At 61.1% G+C, this 15,678-nt stretch carries 16 protein-coding genes; 1 reads left to right on the top strand and 15 read right to left on the bottom strand.

Features of this window, described 5'->3' with window-relative positions; genetic code table 11:
• Window positions 1–71 precede the first annotated feature (71 nt).
• Entirely contained in the window at window positions 72–851 is a 780-nt protein-coding gene (locus ASC80_RS01855; RefSeq protein WP_056295441.1) for an enoyl-CoA hydratase-related protein, read from the top strand.
• Between the two features lie 68 nt (window positions 852–919).
• Here the strand turns inward: ASC80_RS01855 and ASC80_RS01850 are convergent, their stop codons facing one another.
• The 15 genes from ASC80_RS01850 to ASC80_RS01780 form a co-directional block, all read right to left on the bottom strand.
• Window positions 920–1,300 (bottom strand): DUF6285 domain-containing protein, encoded by a 381-nt coding sequence (locus ASC80_RS01850; protein WP_056295438.1) that lies wholly within the window; start codon window positions 1,298–1,300, stop codon window positions 920–922.
• Window positions 1,301–1,319: 19 nt separating this feature from the next.
• Window positions 1,320–2,327 (bottom strand): phosphotransferase family protein, encoded by a 1,008-nt coding sequence (locus tag ASC80_RS01845; protein ID WP_244487160.1) that lies wholly within the window; start codon window positions 2,325–2,327, stop codon window positions 1,320–1,322.
• A gap of 90 nt (window positions 2,328–2,417) precedes the next feature.
• Entirely contained in the window at window positions 2,418–3,617 is a 1,200-nt protein-coding gene (locus ASC80_RS01840) for an ABC transporter substrate-binding protein (RefSeq protein WP_056295434.1), read from the bottom strand.
• Between the two features lie 113 nt (window positions 3,618–3,730).
• Window positions 3,731–5,569: an AMP-dependent synthetase/ligase gene (locus ASC80_RS01835; RefSeq protein WP_056292374.1), complete on the bottom strand. Its 1,839-nt coding sequence runs from the start codon at window positions 5,567–5,569 to the stop codon at window positions 3,731–3,733.
• A 103-nt stretch (window positions 5,570–5,672) separates the two neighbouring features.
• Entirely contained in the window at window positions 5,673–6,452 is a 780-nt protein-coding gene (locus tag ASC80_RS01830) for an ABC transporter ATP-binding protein (protein ID WP_056295433.1), read from the bottom strand.
• Window positions 6,453–6,462: 10 nt separating this feature from the next.
• Window positions 6,463–7,221: an ABC transporter ATP-binding protein gene (locus ASC80_RS01825; RefSeq protein ID WP_056292370.1), complete on the bottom strand. Its 759-nt coding sequence runs from the start codon at window positions 7,219–7,221 to the stop codon at window positions 6,463–6,465.
• On the bottom strand, window positions 7,218–8,369 hold the full coding sequence (locus tag ASC80_RS01820; protein WP_056292364.1) for a branched-chain amino acid ABC transporter permease: 1,152 nt from the start codon (window positions 8,367–8,369) through the stop codon (window positions 7,218–7,220). The genes ASC80_RS01825 and ASC80_RS01820 overlap by 4 nt, the downstream gene beginning before the upstream one ends.
• Window positions 8,370–8,375: 6 nt before the next feature.
• Entirely contained in the window at window positions 8,376–9,251 is an 876-nt protein-coding gene (locus ASC80_RS01815) for a branched-chain amino acid ABC transporter permease (protein ID WP_056292361.1), read from the bottom strand.
• A 271-nt stretch (window positions 9,252–9,522) separates the two neighbouring features.
• Entirely contained in the window at window positions 9,523–10,668 is a 1,146-nt protein-coding gene (locus tag ASC80_RS01810) for an alpha-hydroxy acid oxidase (protein WP_056292357.1), read from the bottom strand.
• 250 nt (window positions 10,669–10,918) lie between these two features.
• Complete coding sequence (locus tag ASC80_RS01805) at window positions 10,919–11,284, bottom strand: hypothetical protein (protein WP_056292355.1); 366 nt, start codon at window positions 11,282–11,284, stop codon at window positions 10,919–10,921.
• A gap of 38 nt (window positions 11,285–11,322) precedes the next feature.
• Window positions 11,323–11,760 carry a hypothetical protein gene (locus ASC80_RS01800; protein ID WP_056292352.1) on the bottom strand — a complete coding sequence of 146 codons (438 nt, stop codon included), beginning with the start codon at window positions 11,758–11,760 and terminating at the stop codon, window positions 11,323–11,325.
• Window positions 11,760–12,134, bottom strand: a complete 375-nt coding sequence (locus ASC80_RS01795; RefSeq protein ID WP_056292350.1) for a hypothetical protein — start codon at window positions 12,132–12,134, stop codon at window positions 11,760–11,762. Before ASC80_RS01795 ends, ASC80_RS01800 begins: the two co-directional genes overlap by 1 nt.
• A complete protein-coding gene (locus ASC80_RS01790; RefSeq protein WP_056292347.1) occupies window positions 12,131–12,802 on the bottom strand; it encodes a hypothetical protein in 672 nt (223 codons plus the stop codon). The genes ASC80_RS01795 and ASC80_RS01790 overlap by 4 nt, the downstream gene beginning before the upstream one ends.
• A 66-nt stretch (window positions 12,803–12,868) precedes the next feature.
• On the bottom strand, window positions 12,869–14,953 hold the full coding sequence (locus tag ASC80_RS01785) for a hyaluronate lyase N-terminal domain-containing protein (protein WP_056292345.1): 2,085 nt from the start codon (window positions 14,951–14,953) through the stop codon (window positions 12,869–12,871).
• Entirely contained in the window at window positions 14,950–15,648 is a 699-nt protein-coding gene (locus ASC80_RS01780; RefSeq protein WP_156464224.1) for a hypothetical protein, read from the bottom strand. Before ASC80_RS01780 ends, ASC80_RS01785 begins: the two co-directional genes overlap by 4 nt.
• Window positions 15,649–15,678 lie beyond the last annotated feature (30 nt).

Below are 15,678 nucleotides of genomic sequence, written 5' to 3'. Positions count from 1 at the left end.
ATAGCCGGATGCGTGGCGCACGCCGCTGCAATGCACCGTTTCAAACAAACAAGAAACGCAAAGGAACAAAAATGGCTTACGAATTCGCCAAGGTCGAGCGCAAGGGTCCGGTCACCATCGTGACGCTCAATCGTCCCGACGTGATGAACGCGATGCACTCCCCGGCGCATTTTGAATTGCACCGTGTATTCGACGAATTCGCCGCCGATCCCGATCAATGGATCGCCATCGTCACCGGCGCCGGCGACCGGGCGTTCTGCGCCGGCAACGATCTGAAGTGGCAGGCGGCGGGCGGCAAGCGCGGCTGGGACGCCAGCGGCTTTGCCGGACTGACCGAACGCTTCGATTGCGACAAGCCTATCATCGCCGCGGTCAATGGCGTCGCGATGGGCGGCGGGTTTGAAGTCGCGCTGGCTTGCGATCTCATTATCGCAGCCGAGAACGCCGTTTTCGCCCTGCCCGAGCCCCGCGTCGGCCTCGCGGCGCTGGCGGGCGGCCTGCAACGCCTGCCGCGCCTGATCGGGACCAAGCGGGCGATGGGCATGATCCTGACCGGACGCCACGTCAAAGCGCGCGAAGGCCACGAACTCGGCTTCGTCAATGAGGTTGTCCCGCAGGGCGAAGCGCTGGCAGCAGCGGAACGCTGGGCACAGGCCATTCTGCAGAACAGTCCGATGTCGATCCGCGCCTCCAAGCAGGCCGTGACCAAGGGGCTTGCCGTGTCGTTGCAGCAAGCGATGACGGAACAGCGAAGCTATCCCGCAGTTACCGCCATGGCTGCCTCCGAGGACTACATCGAGGGGCCGAAAGCGTTCTCCGAGAAACGCCCGCCGCAATGGAAAGGCCGCTGAGCCGCACCTCGCTCTTTGTTGTGACGCGTTTTCTTCACGCAAACCGGTAACCACTTCGCTCGAAAACGCTACGCTCTGTCCCGATCAAGCTCGCGCCGATAGCTCGCGTAATTGGGCTGATCGATCGCGAGCTTGTCCATCGTCGTCCGCCACAGATGATCCTTGAGGCCGGGCGTGGTCAGGTCCACGGCGCCGCTGGCGATCCGCTCCGACAGTGTGCGGTTGAGATCGCCGAGCGTTCCGGACATACCGAGCAGGTTCGACAGCCGTTCGATTTCCGCGGCATCGCCCTGCGCCTCTGTTCCAAGCTGACGCACCACGAGATCGAGCGCATTGAGCCCGACCCGCAGCTTGAACGCGGCGTGTCCCGACAATTGCGGCGCAATGTCAGAGCGGAGAAAATCCGCTACCGCGCCGATCAGTTCTGCCGGTGTGGGTTGATCCTGCATATCGTCTCCTTTCGCGCCCTCAAACGCCACGCGGGGCTAAAAGCCGCAACAGATCGATCTCGGTCTCGGAGGCGCGGCGGCCGATCATCGCGCGCTCCATCGAATGGTCCGGCCCTGCACGAAATCGCTGCATCATCCCGCAACACATCAGCCCCCAGCGCAGCGTGCCGAGAGTTTCCCAGAACAGCACCCGTCCTTCATCGACGCGACGCCCGGACACCGCTTCATAGGCCGCAAACATCTCCTCGCGCCGACCGAAGCCGCCGACCGGCTTGTCGATCTCGCCAAACCGCCACGAGTTGACGCAGATCCAGCCGAGGTCCTCCATCGGATCGCCGAGATGCGCCAGTTTCCAGTCGAGCACGGCGCGAATGCCATCCGGACCGATGATCAGATTGCCGTGACGGAAGTCGCCATGAACCAGCGTGACCGCATCCGTGGCGGACGGCTCGTGCTCGTGCAGCCAGCGCAGCGCGAGATCGAACACCGGGCGCGGCCAATCGAGCGCGTGATATTCGCGCGCAAGCTCGGTGAGTTCCGATGATGTTGTCATCAGCCGCAGTTCGGGAAGACCCGATTTATCGAGCGAATGAATTCCGGCGAGAATTTTCCCGACCTGCCCGGCGAGCTTCGGCCGCACTTGCGCGAAAATGTCATCGCGCAGAATTTTGCGCGGAATGGTTTCACCAGCAACGCGATCCATGACGAAACCACGACCGAGGCCATCCTGCTCACGCAGGACATGACGCACGCGCGGCGAAGGGATGCCCGCCTCATAGGCCCGCTGCATGAGAGCCGCTTCGATCTCAAGCCCTGCGGCCCGGGTTGGAGCAGCGCCATAGCCCGCAGGCGCGCGGCGAAGAATGGCGCCGATGTCGCCGGACGGATGCACGACGTCGAACGACCAGGTTTCCTGGCTGGCGCCGCCGGAGAGTTGCTGAATCCGATCGACCCCGGTCGCCCCAGGGAACCAGCCGGCCGCACCGGCCTTGTTCAGCGCCACGGCGGTTATTGCATCAAAAGACACGCGACTGACACCTTCAAAACGAACTGTGTGCGCGAGGATGAACCTCACGCACACAGGACAAATGTGTCAATCAGAATGCCCGACGATCTGTCAGAAGGTCAAATTGTCCTTCACCAGAACCCAGCGGCCATCCTTGACCTGCTGAACCTGCGTCACTGTGCTGGCCAGATGGTTGGTCTTGGAGAACTTGGTCGGCGGCGAACTGAAGATGTCCTGGAACACATCGCCGGATTCGAGCGCCTCCAGCATCTTGGCGCCCGTTAGATCCTTGCCCGCTTTCTTCGCATAGTGAGCAAAAGTCATCATCGCGTTGTAACCGATGATCGCCTGGGTGTTCGCCGAGCTTCCAAACTCCTTCTTGTAGGTGGTCAGCCAATCCTTCACCTTGCCCTTGGCCGTGTCTTCGTAAGGAATTTCAAATCCCGCCGCGGCGTACAAGCCCTCGACGGCTTCCTTGCCGAGCGCCGGAACCTCAAGCACGTTGGTCGGCGTGGCGCCAAGGAAGGTCACGTCCCAGCCGAGCTTCTTGGCTTCAGCCATCGCACCGATCGTTTCACGGATAATGGTGCCGAGAACGACGAGATCGCAGCCATCCGACTTCATCTTGGCGATCTGGGCGCTGAAATCGGATACACCTCGCTTGTAGCTGGTGATTGAAGCCGGCGTCAGCTTCATGGCAGCGACTTCCTGCTTGAAGCCGTCGAGCACGCTCTTACCGTACTCGTCGTCCTGATGCATGATGCAGGGCTTGGCGACCTTCTTTGCCTCGATCATATATTTTATCGCGGCCCGCGTGCTTTCCACGTAAGGCAGAATGTTGTTGAACTTCAGCCTCTCCTGCGCCTTCGCCGGGTCGAACTTGAAGGTGAACTCGGCCGCGGTCAGCGGGAACAGCTGCAACACGCCGGCATCGAACAAAATATCCTGCGCGGCGAGCACCGTAGGCGAGCCCATCGGGCCGACCATGGCGAAGATCTTGTCCTTCTCGATCAGCTTTTGCGATGCAAGAACCGCGCGCTTCGGATCATAACCGCTGTCCTCGACGATCAGCTTGATCTTGCGGCCGTTGATGCCACCGGCGGCGTTGATCTCCTCGGTCGCCATCTTCATTCCGTTAGCCACTGGAACACCCCAGCCCTTGATCGGGCCGGACAGATCCTGGTGCGAGCCGACGACGATTTCCGTCGGCGAGATTCCCTCATTGGTGACCTTGGTTTGCGCGAAGGCCGGCAGATGGGTCAGCGCAATGGCGCTTACCGCAAGGCCGAGCGCCTTGAACGATGTCGACATGTCAGTCTCCTCTCCGTGGCCCATATCGAGCGAAGGCGGGGCCTCCATCCCTTCGCCGGTGAGCGGCCTTGTCCGACCGCCTGATTTCGTCCGCGCGGCGCGATCCCGAAGGATCACGCCAACGCCGCTGCGCGATACATCGCATCGATCTCCGTTGCATACTGCTTGTTCACGAAGCCGCGCTTGAGCTTCATCGTCGCCGTCAACTCCTCGTCTTCGGGGGTGAGCTGACGTTCGATCAGATGGAATTTCTTGATTGTCTCGACACGCGCGAAGTTCTGATTCACGACCTCGACCTCACGCCGGATCAGATCCTGAATTTCCGGCGCGCGGCACAGGCTGGCGTAATTCGTAAACGGAATATCGTAATCCTGAGCGAACTTCTCGACATTCTCGTGATCGATCATGATCAGGCATGTCAGATACGGGCGCTTGTCGCCGATCACTACCGCATCCGAGATATAGGGCGAGAACTTGAGCTGGTTCTCGATTTCCGACGGCGTGACGTTCTTTCCGCCCGAGGTGATGATGATGTCCTTCATCCGGTCTGTGATTTTGACGAAACCTTCGTTATCGATCGAACCGACGTCACCGGTGTGAAGCCAGCCATGTGCGTCGAGCGCTTCGGCGGTTTTCTCCGGCTGGTTCAGATAGCCCATGAACAGGAAATCGCCCTTGATCAGGATCTCGCCGCGCGGACAGATCTTGACCTCACCCCAGGGAGCCGCCTTTCCGACCGAACCAAGCTTGATCTGGTCGTTCGGCATCATGGTCGCGACACCGCAATTCTCGGTCTGGCCATAGACCTCGCGCAGGTCGAGCCCGAGGGCGAGATACCAGCGGATGAGTTCGGGGGCGATCGGCGCCGCACCGGTAAACGCAATGCGCACCCGGTCCAGACCGAGCATCCGCCGGATGTTGCGGAACACCAGCCAGTAGGCCGCCGTGTTTGCGAGCCGCAGCGACGCCGGCGCCGGGCGCCCCTCCAGCCTCGCGTCGGTCATACGATAGCCGATCGCGATCGCGCGATCGTACATCCAGCGCTGGAGCGGCGTCGCATCCTTCAGCGCGATGGTAATCGCCGAATAGAACTTCTCCCAGACGCGCGGTACGGCGAGAAATGCAGTCGGCTGCACTTCGCGCAAATTATCCGGCACGGTTTCGGGGCTTTCGGCGAAATTCATCACCGAGCCACACGCTACCGAGAGGTAGTATCCCCCGATACGCTCGGCGACATGGCACAACGGCAGGAAGACAAGCCGTTCCTCGTGTTCGGACGGAACGAGAAGATGATCGACGTAGCGCATCTGATAAGTCACGCCGCGATTGGCGTGCATCGCCCCTTTCGGCGGGCCGGTGGTGCCTGACGTATAAACCAGGATGGCAAGGTCGTTCGGACCGCGGCTCGCGATCATTTCGTCCCAAAGCGCCTCGTTCCCCGCAATGGCGTTGCGTCCCAACGCTCTGAACTCATCGAGTGACATCACCATCGGATCGCTGAATCCGCTCAGGCCTTCCATGTCGAAGACGATGATTCGCTCGAGCGTCGGGCACCGCGCACGACAGGTCAGCACCTTGTCGAGCTGTTCTTCATCCTCGACGAAGATGACACGCGTGCTGGAATCGTTGACGAGATATTCGACCTGGCTCGCTGAATCGGTCGGGTAGATTCCCGACGACACGCCGCCCGCGCAGAGAATGCCCATATCGGCGAACACCCACTCGGGCGTGGCATTGGATACGATCGAGGCGACATCGCCAGCTTTAAAGCCAACTGCATGGAGAGCATAAGCGATCTCCCGGGCGATCTGCTGCCATTCGCGCCAGCTCGTCGACGTCCAGACGCCGAGATGCTTCTCGCGGATCGCCGGCCGATCGCCACGAGCCTCGACGGCAAGAAGAAAGCTCTTCGCGATTGTGTCCGCCACGGTAATGACAGCCGGTCTGGTCATCGCACTTCGCTCCTTGTCGCACCCGCCCGGATTCGATATCCGGCCGAACTTCAGCTCTGCGTCTTCATTCCAGCCTTATCTCCAGGTCTTTATCGCCAGACCTTTATCGCCAGGTCTTTTTCTTCTTCCAGCGCCGCTCGCCACGCGCGCCCTGCTCTTTGGCTCCGAGATAGAATTCCTGAATGTCCTGCGATTTCATCAGCCGTTCGCAGGTATCGTTCATCACGATCCGCCCGACTTCGAGAACGTAGCCATAATGCGCTGTCTCAAGCGCCACTTTCGCGTTTTGCTCGACCAGCAGGATCGACATTCCCTGCTCTTCGTTCACACGCCGGATGATCGCGAAGATTTCCTTGACCAGAATTGGTGACAGGCCAAGCGACGGCTCGTCGAGCAGCAGCAGCGTCGGGCGGTTCATCAGCGCGCGGCCGATCGCCAGCATCTGCTGTTCGCCGCCCGAAAGCTGCCCCGCCGGCTGGTTGATCCGCTCGCGCAGCCGCGGAAAGTAGCCATAGACACGTTCGAGATCCGCCGCGATGGCGTCGCGGTCGCGGCGCGGATAAGCCCCCATCATCAGGTTCTCGCGCACGCTGAGGAATGGAAAAACCTCCCGCCCCTCTGGCACGTGGCTCAGGCCGAGACGAACGATTCGATCGGCCTCCATTCGCTGGATCGGCTTGCCCTCGAACTCGATCGCCCCCTTTTGCGGATCGAGAATGCCGGAAATTGTTTTGAGGACTGTGGTCTTCCCGGCACCGTTGGCACCGAGCAGCGTCACGATCTGCCCGCGCGGCACTTCGAGGCTGATGCCTCGGATCGCCATGATCGGCCCATAGTAGCTTTCGATGTTGCTGAGCTTCAGGATGGTATCCGCTGTGCTCATGACATCTGCCTCACGCACCCAGATAAGCAGCAACGACGCCGGGATGGGCCTGAACCTCGGCGGGCGCGCCCATCGCCAGCACCTTGCCGTAGTTCAGTGCGATCACCCGGTCGGAAACGCGGTTCACGAGGGTCATATCGTGCTCGACCATCAGCACGGTTATGCCAAGCTCGCTTTTCATGTCGCGGATCCAGAACGACATGTCGTCCGTCTCCTCCGCGTTCAGCCCCGAGGACGGCTCATCGAGCAGGATGAGCTTCGGCTCGGTGCATAGCGCGCGGGCAAGTTCGATCACCTTGCGCACTCCGTATGGAAGGCCCGAGATCAGCTTGTCTCGATGCGCCTCCAGATCAAGGAACTCTATCACCTGCTCGACCCGCCGGCGGTGAGCCTTTTCGTCACGCCGGACGTTGGGGAGGAACAGAAGCTCCTGCCAGAGTTGGGTCGTGCAGTGCCGATGCCGGCCGACCAGAAGATTGTTCAGGACGGTAGCATTCTCGAACAGTTCGATATTCTGGAAGGTGCGCGCGATCCCAAGCTTGGCGATATCGTGCGCGGGCTCCCGGGTAATGTCCTGATCCTCGAAGTAAAGCGTCCCCGAGGTCGGATCGTACAGGCGGGAAATCAGGTTGAAGATCGAGCTCTTGCCGGCGCCGTTAGGGCCGATGATCGACAGGATCTCGCCCTTCTCGACCGCAAAACTGACGGCATCGACGGCCTTGAGACCGCCGAAGTGGAGGGACAGGTTCTCGGCCCGGAAACAGCTCATCTGTTCCGCTCCGATTTCACGTAGATCTTCTGGCGCTTAAAGGTGGCGCGCTTGTAAAGCGGGAATAGCTGGAAAAACAGCTTGATCTTGAGCCATCGGCCGTACAGCCCGTATGGCTCGAACAGAATGAACAGCATGATGATCAGGCCGTAGATCGCGCCCTTCAGGCCATTGGCGGAAGCGAAGGCCGCGACGCTGTCCTGAATATGGCCGACATGCTCGGCACCGGCTCCCAGGGCTGCCGCAAGCCCCGCCACCATGCCGGGAATGTCGTCCTTCAGGAACGTCAGGAACGGATCGACCATCACGATGAAGATCGCTCCAAGAACGGCACCATGCAGGCTGAGAACTCCGCCGATGATGATCACCATGATGAACTCGATCGACAGTTGCAGCGTGAACATCTCCGGGCTGATGAAGGACAGCTTGTGGGCGTAGAGGCAGCCCGCGAGGCCGGTGATAGCGGCGCTGACCGCGAATGACTTGACCTTGTACAGCGAGACGTTGACGCCCATGCTCCGCGCGGCGGTTTCGCTATCACGAATGGCGATGAATGCCCGGCCGGTCGGAGAGCGCATCAGATTCAGCGCGGCGACGATCACCACGATCAGCAATCCGAGACAGAGGAAATAGAAGGTCGGGCTGTCGCGCGGCACCGTGGTGTCCAGAATCTGGATCGGCCGCACACGCATCCCCTCGTTGCCGTTCGTCACGCTTTCCCATCGCGCCATGATTTCCTCGACAATGAGGGCGAACGAGATCGTTGCAATGACGAGATAGATGCCCTGAAGGCGCAATGCGGGGAAACCGACCACGGCCCCGACAACGCCCGCGAGCAAACCGGCAGCGATGAAATAGACCGGAAACGGAACCCCGAGCCTGTGAAGGTAAGCCGTGGTATAGGCGCCGATGGCGAGAAATGCCGCATGGCCCAGCGATGCCTGCCCGGTGAAGCCGGTGAGGATCATCAACCCGACGCCGACGATCGCGTAGATGCAAACAAATACCAGTTGGCTGACGAGATAGCTGCTGAGAACGAATGGCGCTGCGACGAGAAACGCAAGCAGAATCCCGTAAGACACCACATAGCCGCGATGAGGAAACAGGCGGATATCGTCTTCATAGTCGGTCTTGAACAGGAACCGCATGCCGCCTCACACCTTCTTTCGGGCGTGAAGGCCGAATATGCCTTCAGGCTTCAGCAGCAGAACGGCCAGCAACACGATATACGGCGCAACGTCCTTCCAGCCCTGCAGCAGGTAGAACCCCGCCATACTTTCGATCACTCCGATCAGGACGCCGCCGACAACCGCGCCCGGAATCGAGCCGAATCCGCCGAGAACGGCGGCGGGAAACGCCTTGAGACCAAGCACCAGACCGACATTGGAATGGATGAAGGTGATCGGTGCGAGCAGCACGCCGGCACATGTCGCGACCGCGGCGCTGATCGCCCAGACGATCGACACCACGCGCTTGACCGGGATGCCCATGTAATAGGCCGCGAGCATGTTTTCCGAGCTCGCCCGCATGGCGGTTCCGAGCGTCGTCTTGTTGAAGAACAGATAGAGCAGACCGCACAACAGGATGGTTGCGGCGATCACCGAGAGCTTGTCGTAGGCGAGCACGAGACTCCCGAGCCTGACGACACCGTGACTGAACGGAGTCTCGATCTTGAGATCGTCGGTGCCCCAGACCATGCCGGCAACCGACCGCAGGAAGAACCCCAGCCCGATCGTCACCATGATGATCGAGAATTGCGGGTAGCCGAGGATCGGGCGGACCACCAGCCGCTCGGTCAGCATGCCGAACAGCGCCATCGCCACCACCGCGAAGACGAAACCGATCCAGTAGTTGAAGCCGAGAATGCCGATGAAGGTGAAGGCGAAAAACCCACCCAGCATCATCAGGTCGCCCTGGGCAAAATTGACGACCTCGGTCGCCTTGTAAACAAGGACGAAACCGAGCGCGATCAGGCCATACACACAGCCCAGCGCAATGCCGCTCACCAACTGCTGAACGAAGTCCAGCATGGCTCAAGTCCCTCCCCCGATGCACCTCGCGATTCTAGCGACCGCGTTTGTTGCATCTTGTGTCGACCTGCTATGCGGACTTCGTTTCTGGAAGAAGCCGCATGCGATAAGACAGCCTCAACCGGTGTTCGCTGTCAACACGATACCGGCTTGGTGCATCGCAACGTTCAACACCGATTGCAGCAGAAGATGGGATCCAAAGTATTGGTCGAGATTTGGCCGCCCGAAGCGGGGCCGTCGCCATGCGGGCGGCGGCGGCACCAAAGTCACGTTACCGGATGCGCAGATTCTGCCGCGTGAGCTGATCGATCGAGGTGCACCCCATCAGCCTCATGTCCCGTTCGATTTCGATACGCATCATGTCCAGTGCTCGCTCCACGCCGGGTTGTCCGGCAGCAGCCAGCGGGAACAGATAGTAGCGGCCGATGCCGACCGCCTTGGCGCCGAGCGAGAGCGCCTTGAGGACATGGGTGCCGCGCTGCACGCCGCCATCCATCATCACGTCGATTTTGTCGCCGACGGCGTCGACGATCTCGGCAAGCTGATCAAAGGCACTGCGCGACCCGTCGAGCTGCCGTCCCCCGTGATTGGAGAGCACGATGCCGGTGCAGCCGATCGCGACCGCCCGTTTTGCATCTTCGACGGACATGATGCCTTTGAGGCAGAACTGCCCGCCCCAATGCTGAACCATTTCCGCAACGTCGTCCCATGTCATCGAGGGATCGAGCATCTCGGTAAAATAGCGACTGATCGACATCGTGCCGCTGCCCATGTCGACGTGGCTGTCGAGTTGCGGAAGCCGGAAGCGCTCGTGGGTGAGATAATTGATCGCCCAGGCCGGCCTGATGGCAAATTGGGCAATGCCGGTCAGATTGAGCTTGAAGGGAATGGCGAAGCCGGTGCGCTTGTCGCGCTCGCGGTTGCCGCCTGTGATGCTGTCCACGGTCAGCATCATCACCTCGACACCGGCCTGTCGGGCACGGGCCATCATCTCGCGATTCAGGCCACGGTCCTTGTGGAAATAGAACTGATAGACCTGCGGCGCGCTGCTGATCCGCCGCGCCTCCTCAAGGCTGACGGTGCCGAGCGACGACACGCCGAACATGGTGCCGTACTTGCCGGCCGCCGCGGCCACCGCGCGTTCGCCTTGATGGTGAAACAGGCGCTGCAGCGCGGTCGGTGAACAATACACCGGCATTGCCAGCTTCTGGCCCATGACGGTCACCGACATATCCACGTCGGTCACGCCGCGCAGAACATTCGGTAGAAGATCACAATCCCGGAACGCATCGGTGTTGCGCCGGTAGGTGGTCTCGTCCTCGGCTGCGCCATCGATGTAGTTGAAGATCGGCCCCGGAAGACGCTGCTTGGCCATCCGGCGGAAGTCGTGAAAGTTGTGGCAGTCCTGCAATCGCAATTTTGTATCTCCGGTGACCTGGCCTGCACAATCCGCGGCACGAGGCAGGGCCGAAAACCGGGCTCACGCCTCGCCCGGATACTATCTCAAATGCTTGGATTATCTCGGGATTTGGTGGGCGCACCAGGGCTCGAACCTGGGACCCGCTGATTAAGAGTTATCGTACTCTACATGTTTTTCAAAGGGTTAGCAGTCGCACGCTGGGGAATTTCCGACACATTATGTATGCCGGTCGCACGGGTCGCACGGTCTATTTCGGCGTGGCCTGCAGCCTCACCTTGATGCCGGCCAGATCATCGCGCATCGCCTCGATTTTCAGCAGGACCTGCGAGTTCGAATTGCGGATATCGACGACGGCCGAGGACAGATTGGCGATCCGCTCATCCTGCACCGCCTGCGAGGAGTTCATCCCGTCGATCATCGGCGCCACGCGCAGCGCCCATTTGTCGGCCGCGTCGAGCCGCTGGGTGACCTCGGTCTGGAACGATCCGAACTTATAGGCAAATCCGAAAATCGTCAGGATGAGCATCCCCACCTGCAGCAGGTGGCCGTAATTGATGGTTGGATCGAAACGCGGGCGCTGGACGGTCATATCGTTCTCACCCTGCTCTGCCATTGCTCAGTCCCAGACAACGCGCCGCAGCCGCAGCGGTTCTATCGCTCGCGACGATTGAAGAACATTTGCCCGACCGCCATCACGGAGCCGGTGCCGAAGATGCCGGCGAGGATCACGCCTGACCAGTCGGCCACGAGGCCCGTCATCGGCGGGGTGAAGCCAGGACTGCCATAGAGCCAAGGGCAAACGAGATTGTCCCAAACGACCGCCTTCCACTCGTAGAGGATCCACGGCAGAGCAAACCCGCCGACCAGGCACATCAAAAATTTGCTCTGTGAGACAGTCTTCAGGAATTCAACGCGCGTCTGGCCTTCGGCAACGATGCCGGACACCAACGCCTTTGCCACCGTGACGTCGCCGCCGATGCGCGCCGTGGTGATCTGCACCTTGGCGTCGTAATACTTGGAGACAAAGTTGTTGATGCCGCCGAAGATCGCGGGGATCGCCTGAAAGAACGCCAGGATCGCAGTGAGCATCAGTCGTCATCCTTTGGCATCAGCGACCGCATGCGCGCCGCGATGGTGACGGCGGAAATGCCCATCAGAACCCAGCCCAAGATTTTCGGGTTGGCCTGCAGCGTCTCGGTGAGCTGCTGACGGAAGTCAGGGTCGCCGAGAAAATTGGCAATCGGGTCGATCCACTGTAGCGCCCAACTGATCCCCTGAATGACATAGGCAAACGCGAGCGTCACCGACTTGCCGCACAGCGCCCACACCTTCTGCCAGAAGCCGTCCGCCTCGGCATAGAACCGCGAGAATGTCGGCATCGCGTGCAGCACCGGCCGCAGGAACAGCGCGTAACCGACAAGAAGCCCCGGCAGCACCAGGGCAAGGAAAACCGGCCAGCTCATACCGAGGCTCCCTCAACATTCACCGGCGCGACAGCGTCAGGGTGCGGCGTGTCATGCTCCGCCTTCTTCGGCTTGAACTTCCACACCAGGAAGATCGCGAGTGCGACGGCGAGACCGATCGCAAATGCGACCGGCAGGCTAAGGCCCGATTGGGTGCCCGCGACGGTGCCCGAGGCCGTGCCGGAGACCAGTGACACCGCGGCCTTCTTGACCGTGGCCTTCGTCGGGACACCGGAGAACACGCGGCGCTGCGCCTCGATCCAATCGGCGTCGGGTGCGGGATAGCGCTTGCCCGCTTCATGCCAGGCCTGCGCTTTCAGGAAGGCGACGCCCTTTGCGCTCCGCCAGAATTCATCGTTCATGATGGTGTCGCGGGTCATGCCCGGCACGCGCGCCAGTACGAACTTGATATAGCTCTCGACGTTGTTGTGGCCTGACCAGATCGCGATCGCGTCGGCGAGGCGCTTGTTGCGGTAGTTCTTCGACGTGCGCCACAGGTCGAGCTGCGCACAAATGCCGGCAACATAGGTCGGAAAAACCGCGATATTGTTTCCCTGCCCCTTGCCGTCGTTGAGCGTGACGGCCTTCTTCTGCGCGCCCCACTTGATGGCGAGCGCACTGCCCCACATCGCGCCGGGGTTTTTGTAGCGAATGGACGCTGGCTCCATGGAAACTCTCCCTGCTGTTGCTGGGAGAGTGAGGCCGGTCACGCGCCGTCAAGCGTTGTAGCGCTATCAGCCCATGATTTCTCGCGCGGCCACAAATGTCGCGAGCGTTCCGCCATAGTAACGTGATCCGCCCTCCCCATTGACGGTGAACGTGCCTGCGGCAGGCGCACCGGTGCGGAGTTTGAACGTGGTGCTGGCGGTGGCGCCCGCAAGAACGGACCCCTTTACACTGAGGTGTCGATTTTCACCGGATGAGCTGATCCGCTCGCGCGATGAAAACAGCGCATCCGATCCGCTGTCGCGGCAGATGAACAGGGAATACAGCGTGCCGGCCGTACCATGACTGCAGGCGGCGACAAACCCTTCAATGTCGAGAAGGTTGGCTGCGGCTGTCGGGACGATATCCGTCGATAAAACCGCCATTCCCTCGGTGATCTGCGGGATCGTATCGTCATTCGGGATCGCATTGTTTGCGGTAAGAAGATTTCCTGATGTAGTAACCGATCGATTTCCTGTCGCCTCGCCCGGCCGCGGCACGCCAGGGCCATGCAGCACCATGCGCGAGGGCGCGGCATCCCACGTGCCGACCGATGTGAGGCCGGTGTCGTAGTCCGCAAAGCCGATGAGGCAGAAATATTTTGACGATTGCGCCGCCGTCGAATAAACGACTTGGTTGCTGTCAGCGCCGCCGGCGCCGCCCTCTGCCGTTGTCGAAATCGGCAAGCCATCGGGCAGGCCGCGAATGCTGCCGCCATTGAGACAATTGACCGCACCGAGCACCACGGCGGATCCGGTATCGATCGCCAGCAGCCAAAGACGAAACGCGGTTGCGTTGGCGGGCACGCCCATCACGGATCCGGACGAGATCGTCAGCAACAATGCCGACACGACCGGCCGCACGGTGTAACCGCCGCTACCGCTGTGAAACACGAAAACGACCGGCTCGGCCAACGATGGATCCCGGCCTGACGCGGTCTTGACCGCGAAGGTCACGGCGTTGCCGGAATGACTTTCGACAATCGACCCGCCGATCATGCCGGTGGACTTACGCGCGATCGCGGCTAACCCGGCGCCAGGCAGCGCAATGCCGTTGTGAAAAGGTTGCACTGTTGTGGGCACCGCATCCCACGTGCCGGCGGCGGTGAGCCCGCTTGACCAGTCGAGATAGCCAAGAACCGCGAACGGTTTCGAAGCGACGCTCGTCCCCGCATAGACCGTGAGAGAACTGTCGGCCGCGCCGGCCCCGCCTTCGGCTGTCGCGGACAGCAGGCTGTTGGGCGCCAGCATCGGCAGTGAAGCCGCACCGCGGCCCGCGTTAATCGCACCCAGCCGGAACGTTCCGGCATCGTTGAAGCCGATCAGCCACAGCGAGAACGGCGCGGCATTGGTGGTGCCGAGCGAAGATCCGGATGAGATCACCAACGACGTCGCCGCCGTTAACGACATCATGGTGAACCCGCCGTCGCCCAAGGCGGCCGAGCGCACAATCACGTGCACCGGATCCGAGCTTGACGGATCATTACCGGCCAGTGTCTTGATCGCAACAGTCAGCGCGCCAGAGCCGACGCTTGAAGTGATGACGCCGTTGATGAGAGAGAAGCCCTGCGACGATGTTGCGAGTGTGCGGGCAATGACGGCCTCGGCCGACACCGCGGCGCCGGCGGTTTGCGCCACCAACTCCCAGCGCGAGATCGCATTGCGATAGCGCAAGCTGGCGGAAGTCTTTGGCGAAAGCACGATGTCGGCGCCGCCGAGATCGAAACGATTGGCGGCGCTCGAAGAAGCGCTGGCGTTCTTCAGCGTGAGGTTGAAGCTGCCGGCATTGTAGATCGTGATCTCGCGGCCGTTGGTTGTCTCAGTCGCTGTGGTCGGCACCATGCCGGTGAACTCGCGCGCAGCGTCGCTCGTCAAGACCAGATGACCGGCGTGCTTCAGGCCGGTCGGATTAAAATCGACAACGTCCGCGGTTATCTCCGCCGGCGCGAGGATCTCGCGGATATTTTTCTTGGCGAGGCGGATGCCGCCGGCGGTCGAGCCGTTCCCGACGTGCAGCTCTTGCTTTTCGGTATCGTAGCCGACTTCCGCCGGGTTTGGTGTCACTCCTTCAACCTCGGCCGTGCTGCCGCGGATGTGTTGAACGCGAATGCTCATGGCGCATATGTCCCATAGTCGCGGGTTTCAGTGGGTGCATCGACGTAGAAGCCGTAGTCAGGATTTTCGAGGATCGCCGCATAGCCCTCGGCTGCGTTGGCTGATCCTGCCGCGGACTGCGCATCCGCGGATGCGGTTTCCGCTGCTGCGACCGCAATATCGCGCGCAGCCTCAGCGGCTTCCTGCGCCGCGGTGCCGGTGTGATCGTCCGAATATTGCTTGGTAACGAGATCTTCCGGTTGTATCGGATCTGCGGCCTTCAATCGCCGCGACCGGAAGTCCACCGCCGTTTCACTAACAGCAAAGGGCGTGACCGTGCGGTTCTGCCGATTGCGCAACTCGGCGTCACGCATCGCGCCAGCGTCCGCAATCTGCTGGTGAACCTCCGGGTTGAAGCGGTTCAGATTTTTGAAATCAGTGCCCTGGACGGCCGGCGTGATGCGCTCGACCCAGATTGTCAGCGGGCTCAGCGCGCTTGCAATCGGAAAGGCAATGCGGCCGATCGTTACTGCCGCGGAGCTATCAAGCGTCACGGTGAAATGCGTGCCGCGGATCAATTCGACGGACAATCCGTCACCATCCAAATAGCCGCAATGGACGTCAGCCTGTTGCTGCGCCTGCATGCCCGGCGTGAAGATCGTCTCCACGCCGGTGTAGATCAGTTCCGCATATGAGGCTTCTGTGGCGACTGTCATGCCCGCAAGGTACGGGCGGACCGGCGGCGT

The organism is Afipia sp. Root123D2, assembly GCF_001425835.1.
In the GTDB taxonomy this organism is placed as follows: domain Bacteria; phylum Pseudomonadota; class Alphaproteobacteria; order Rhizobiales; family Xanthobacteraceae; genus Afipia.
Note: the sequence above shows the minus strand (reverse complement) of the source record. Positions and strands in the feature narration are given on the sequence as shown.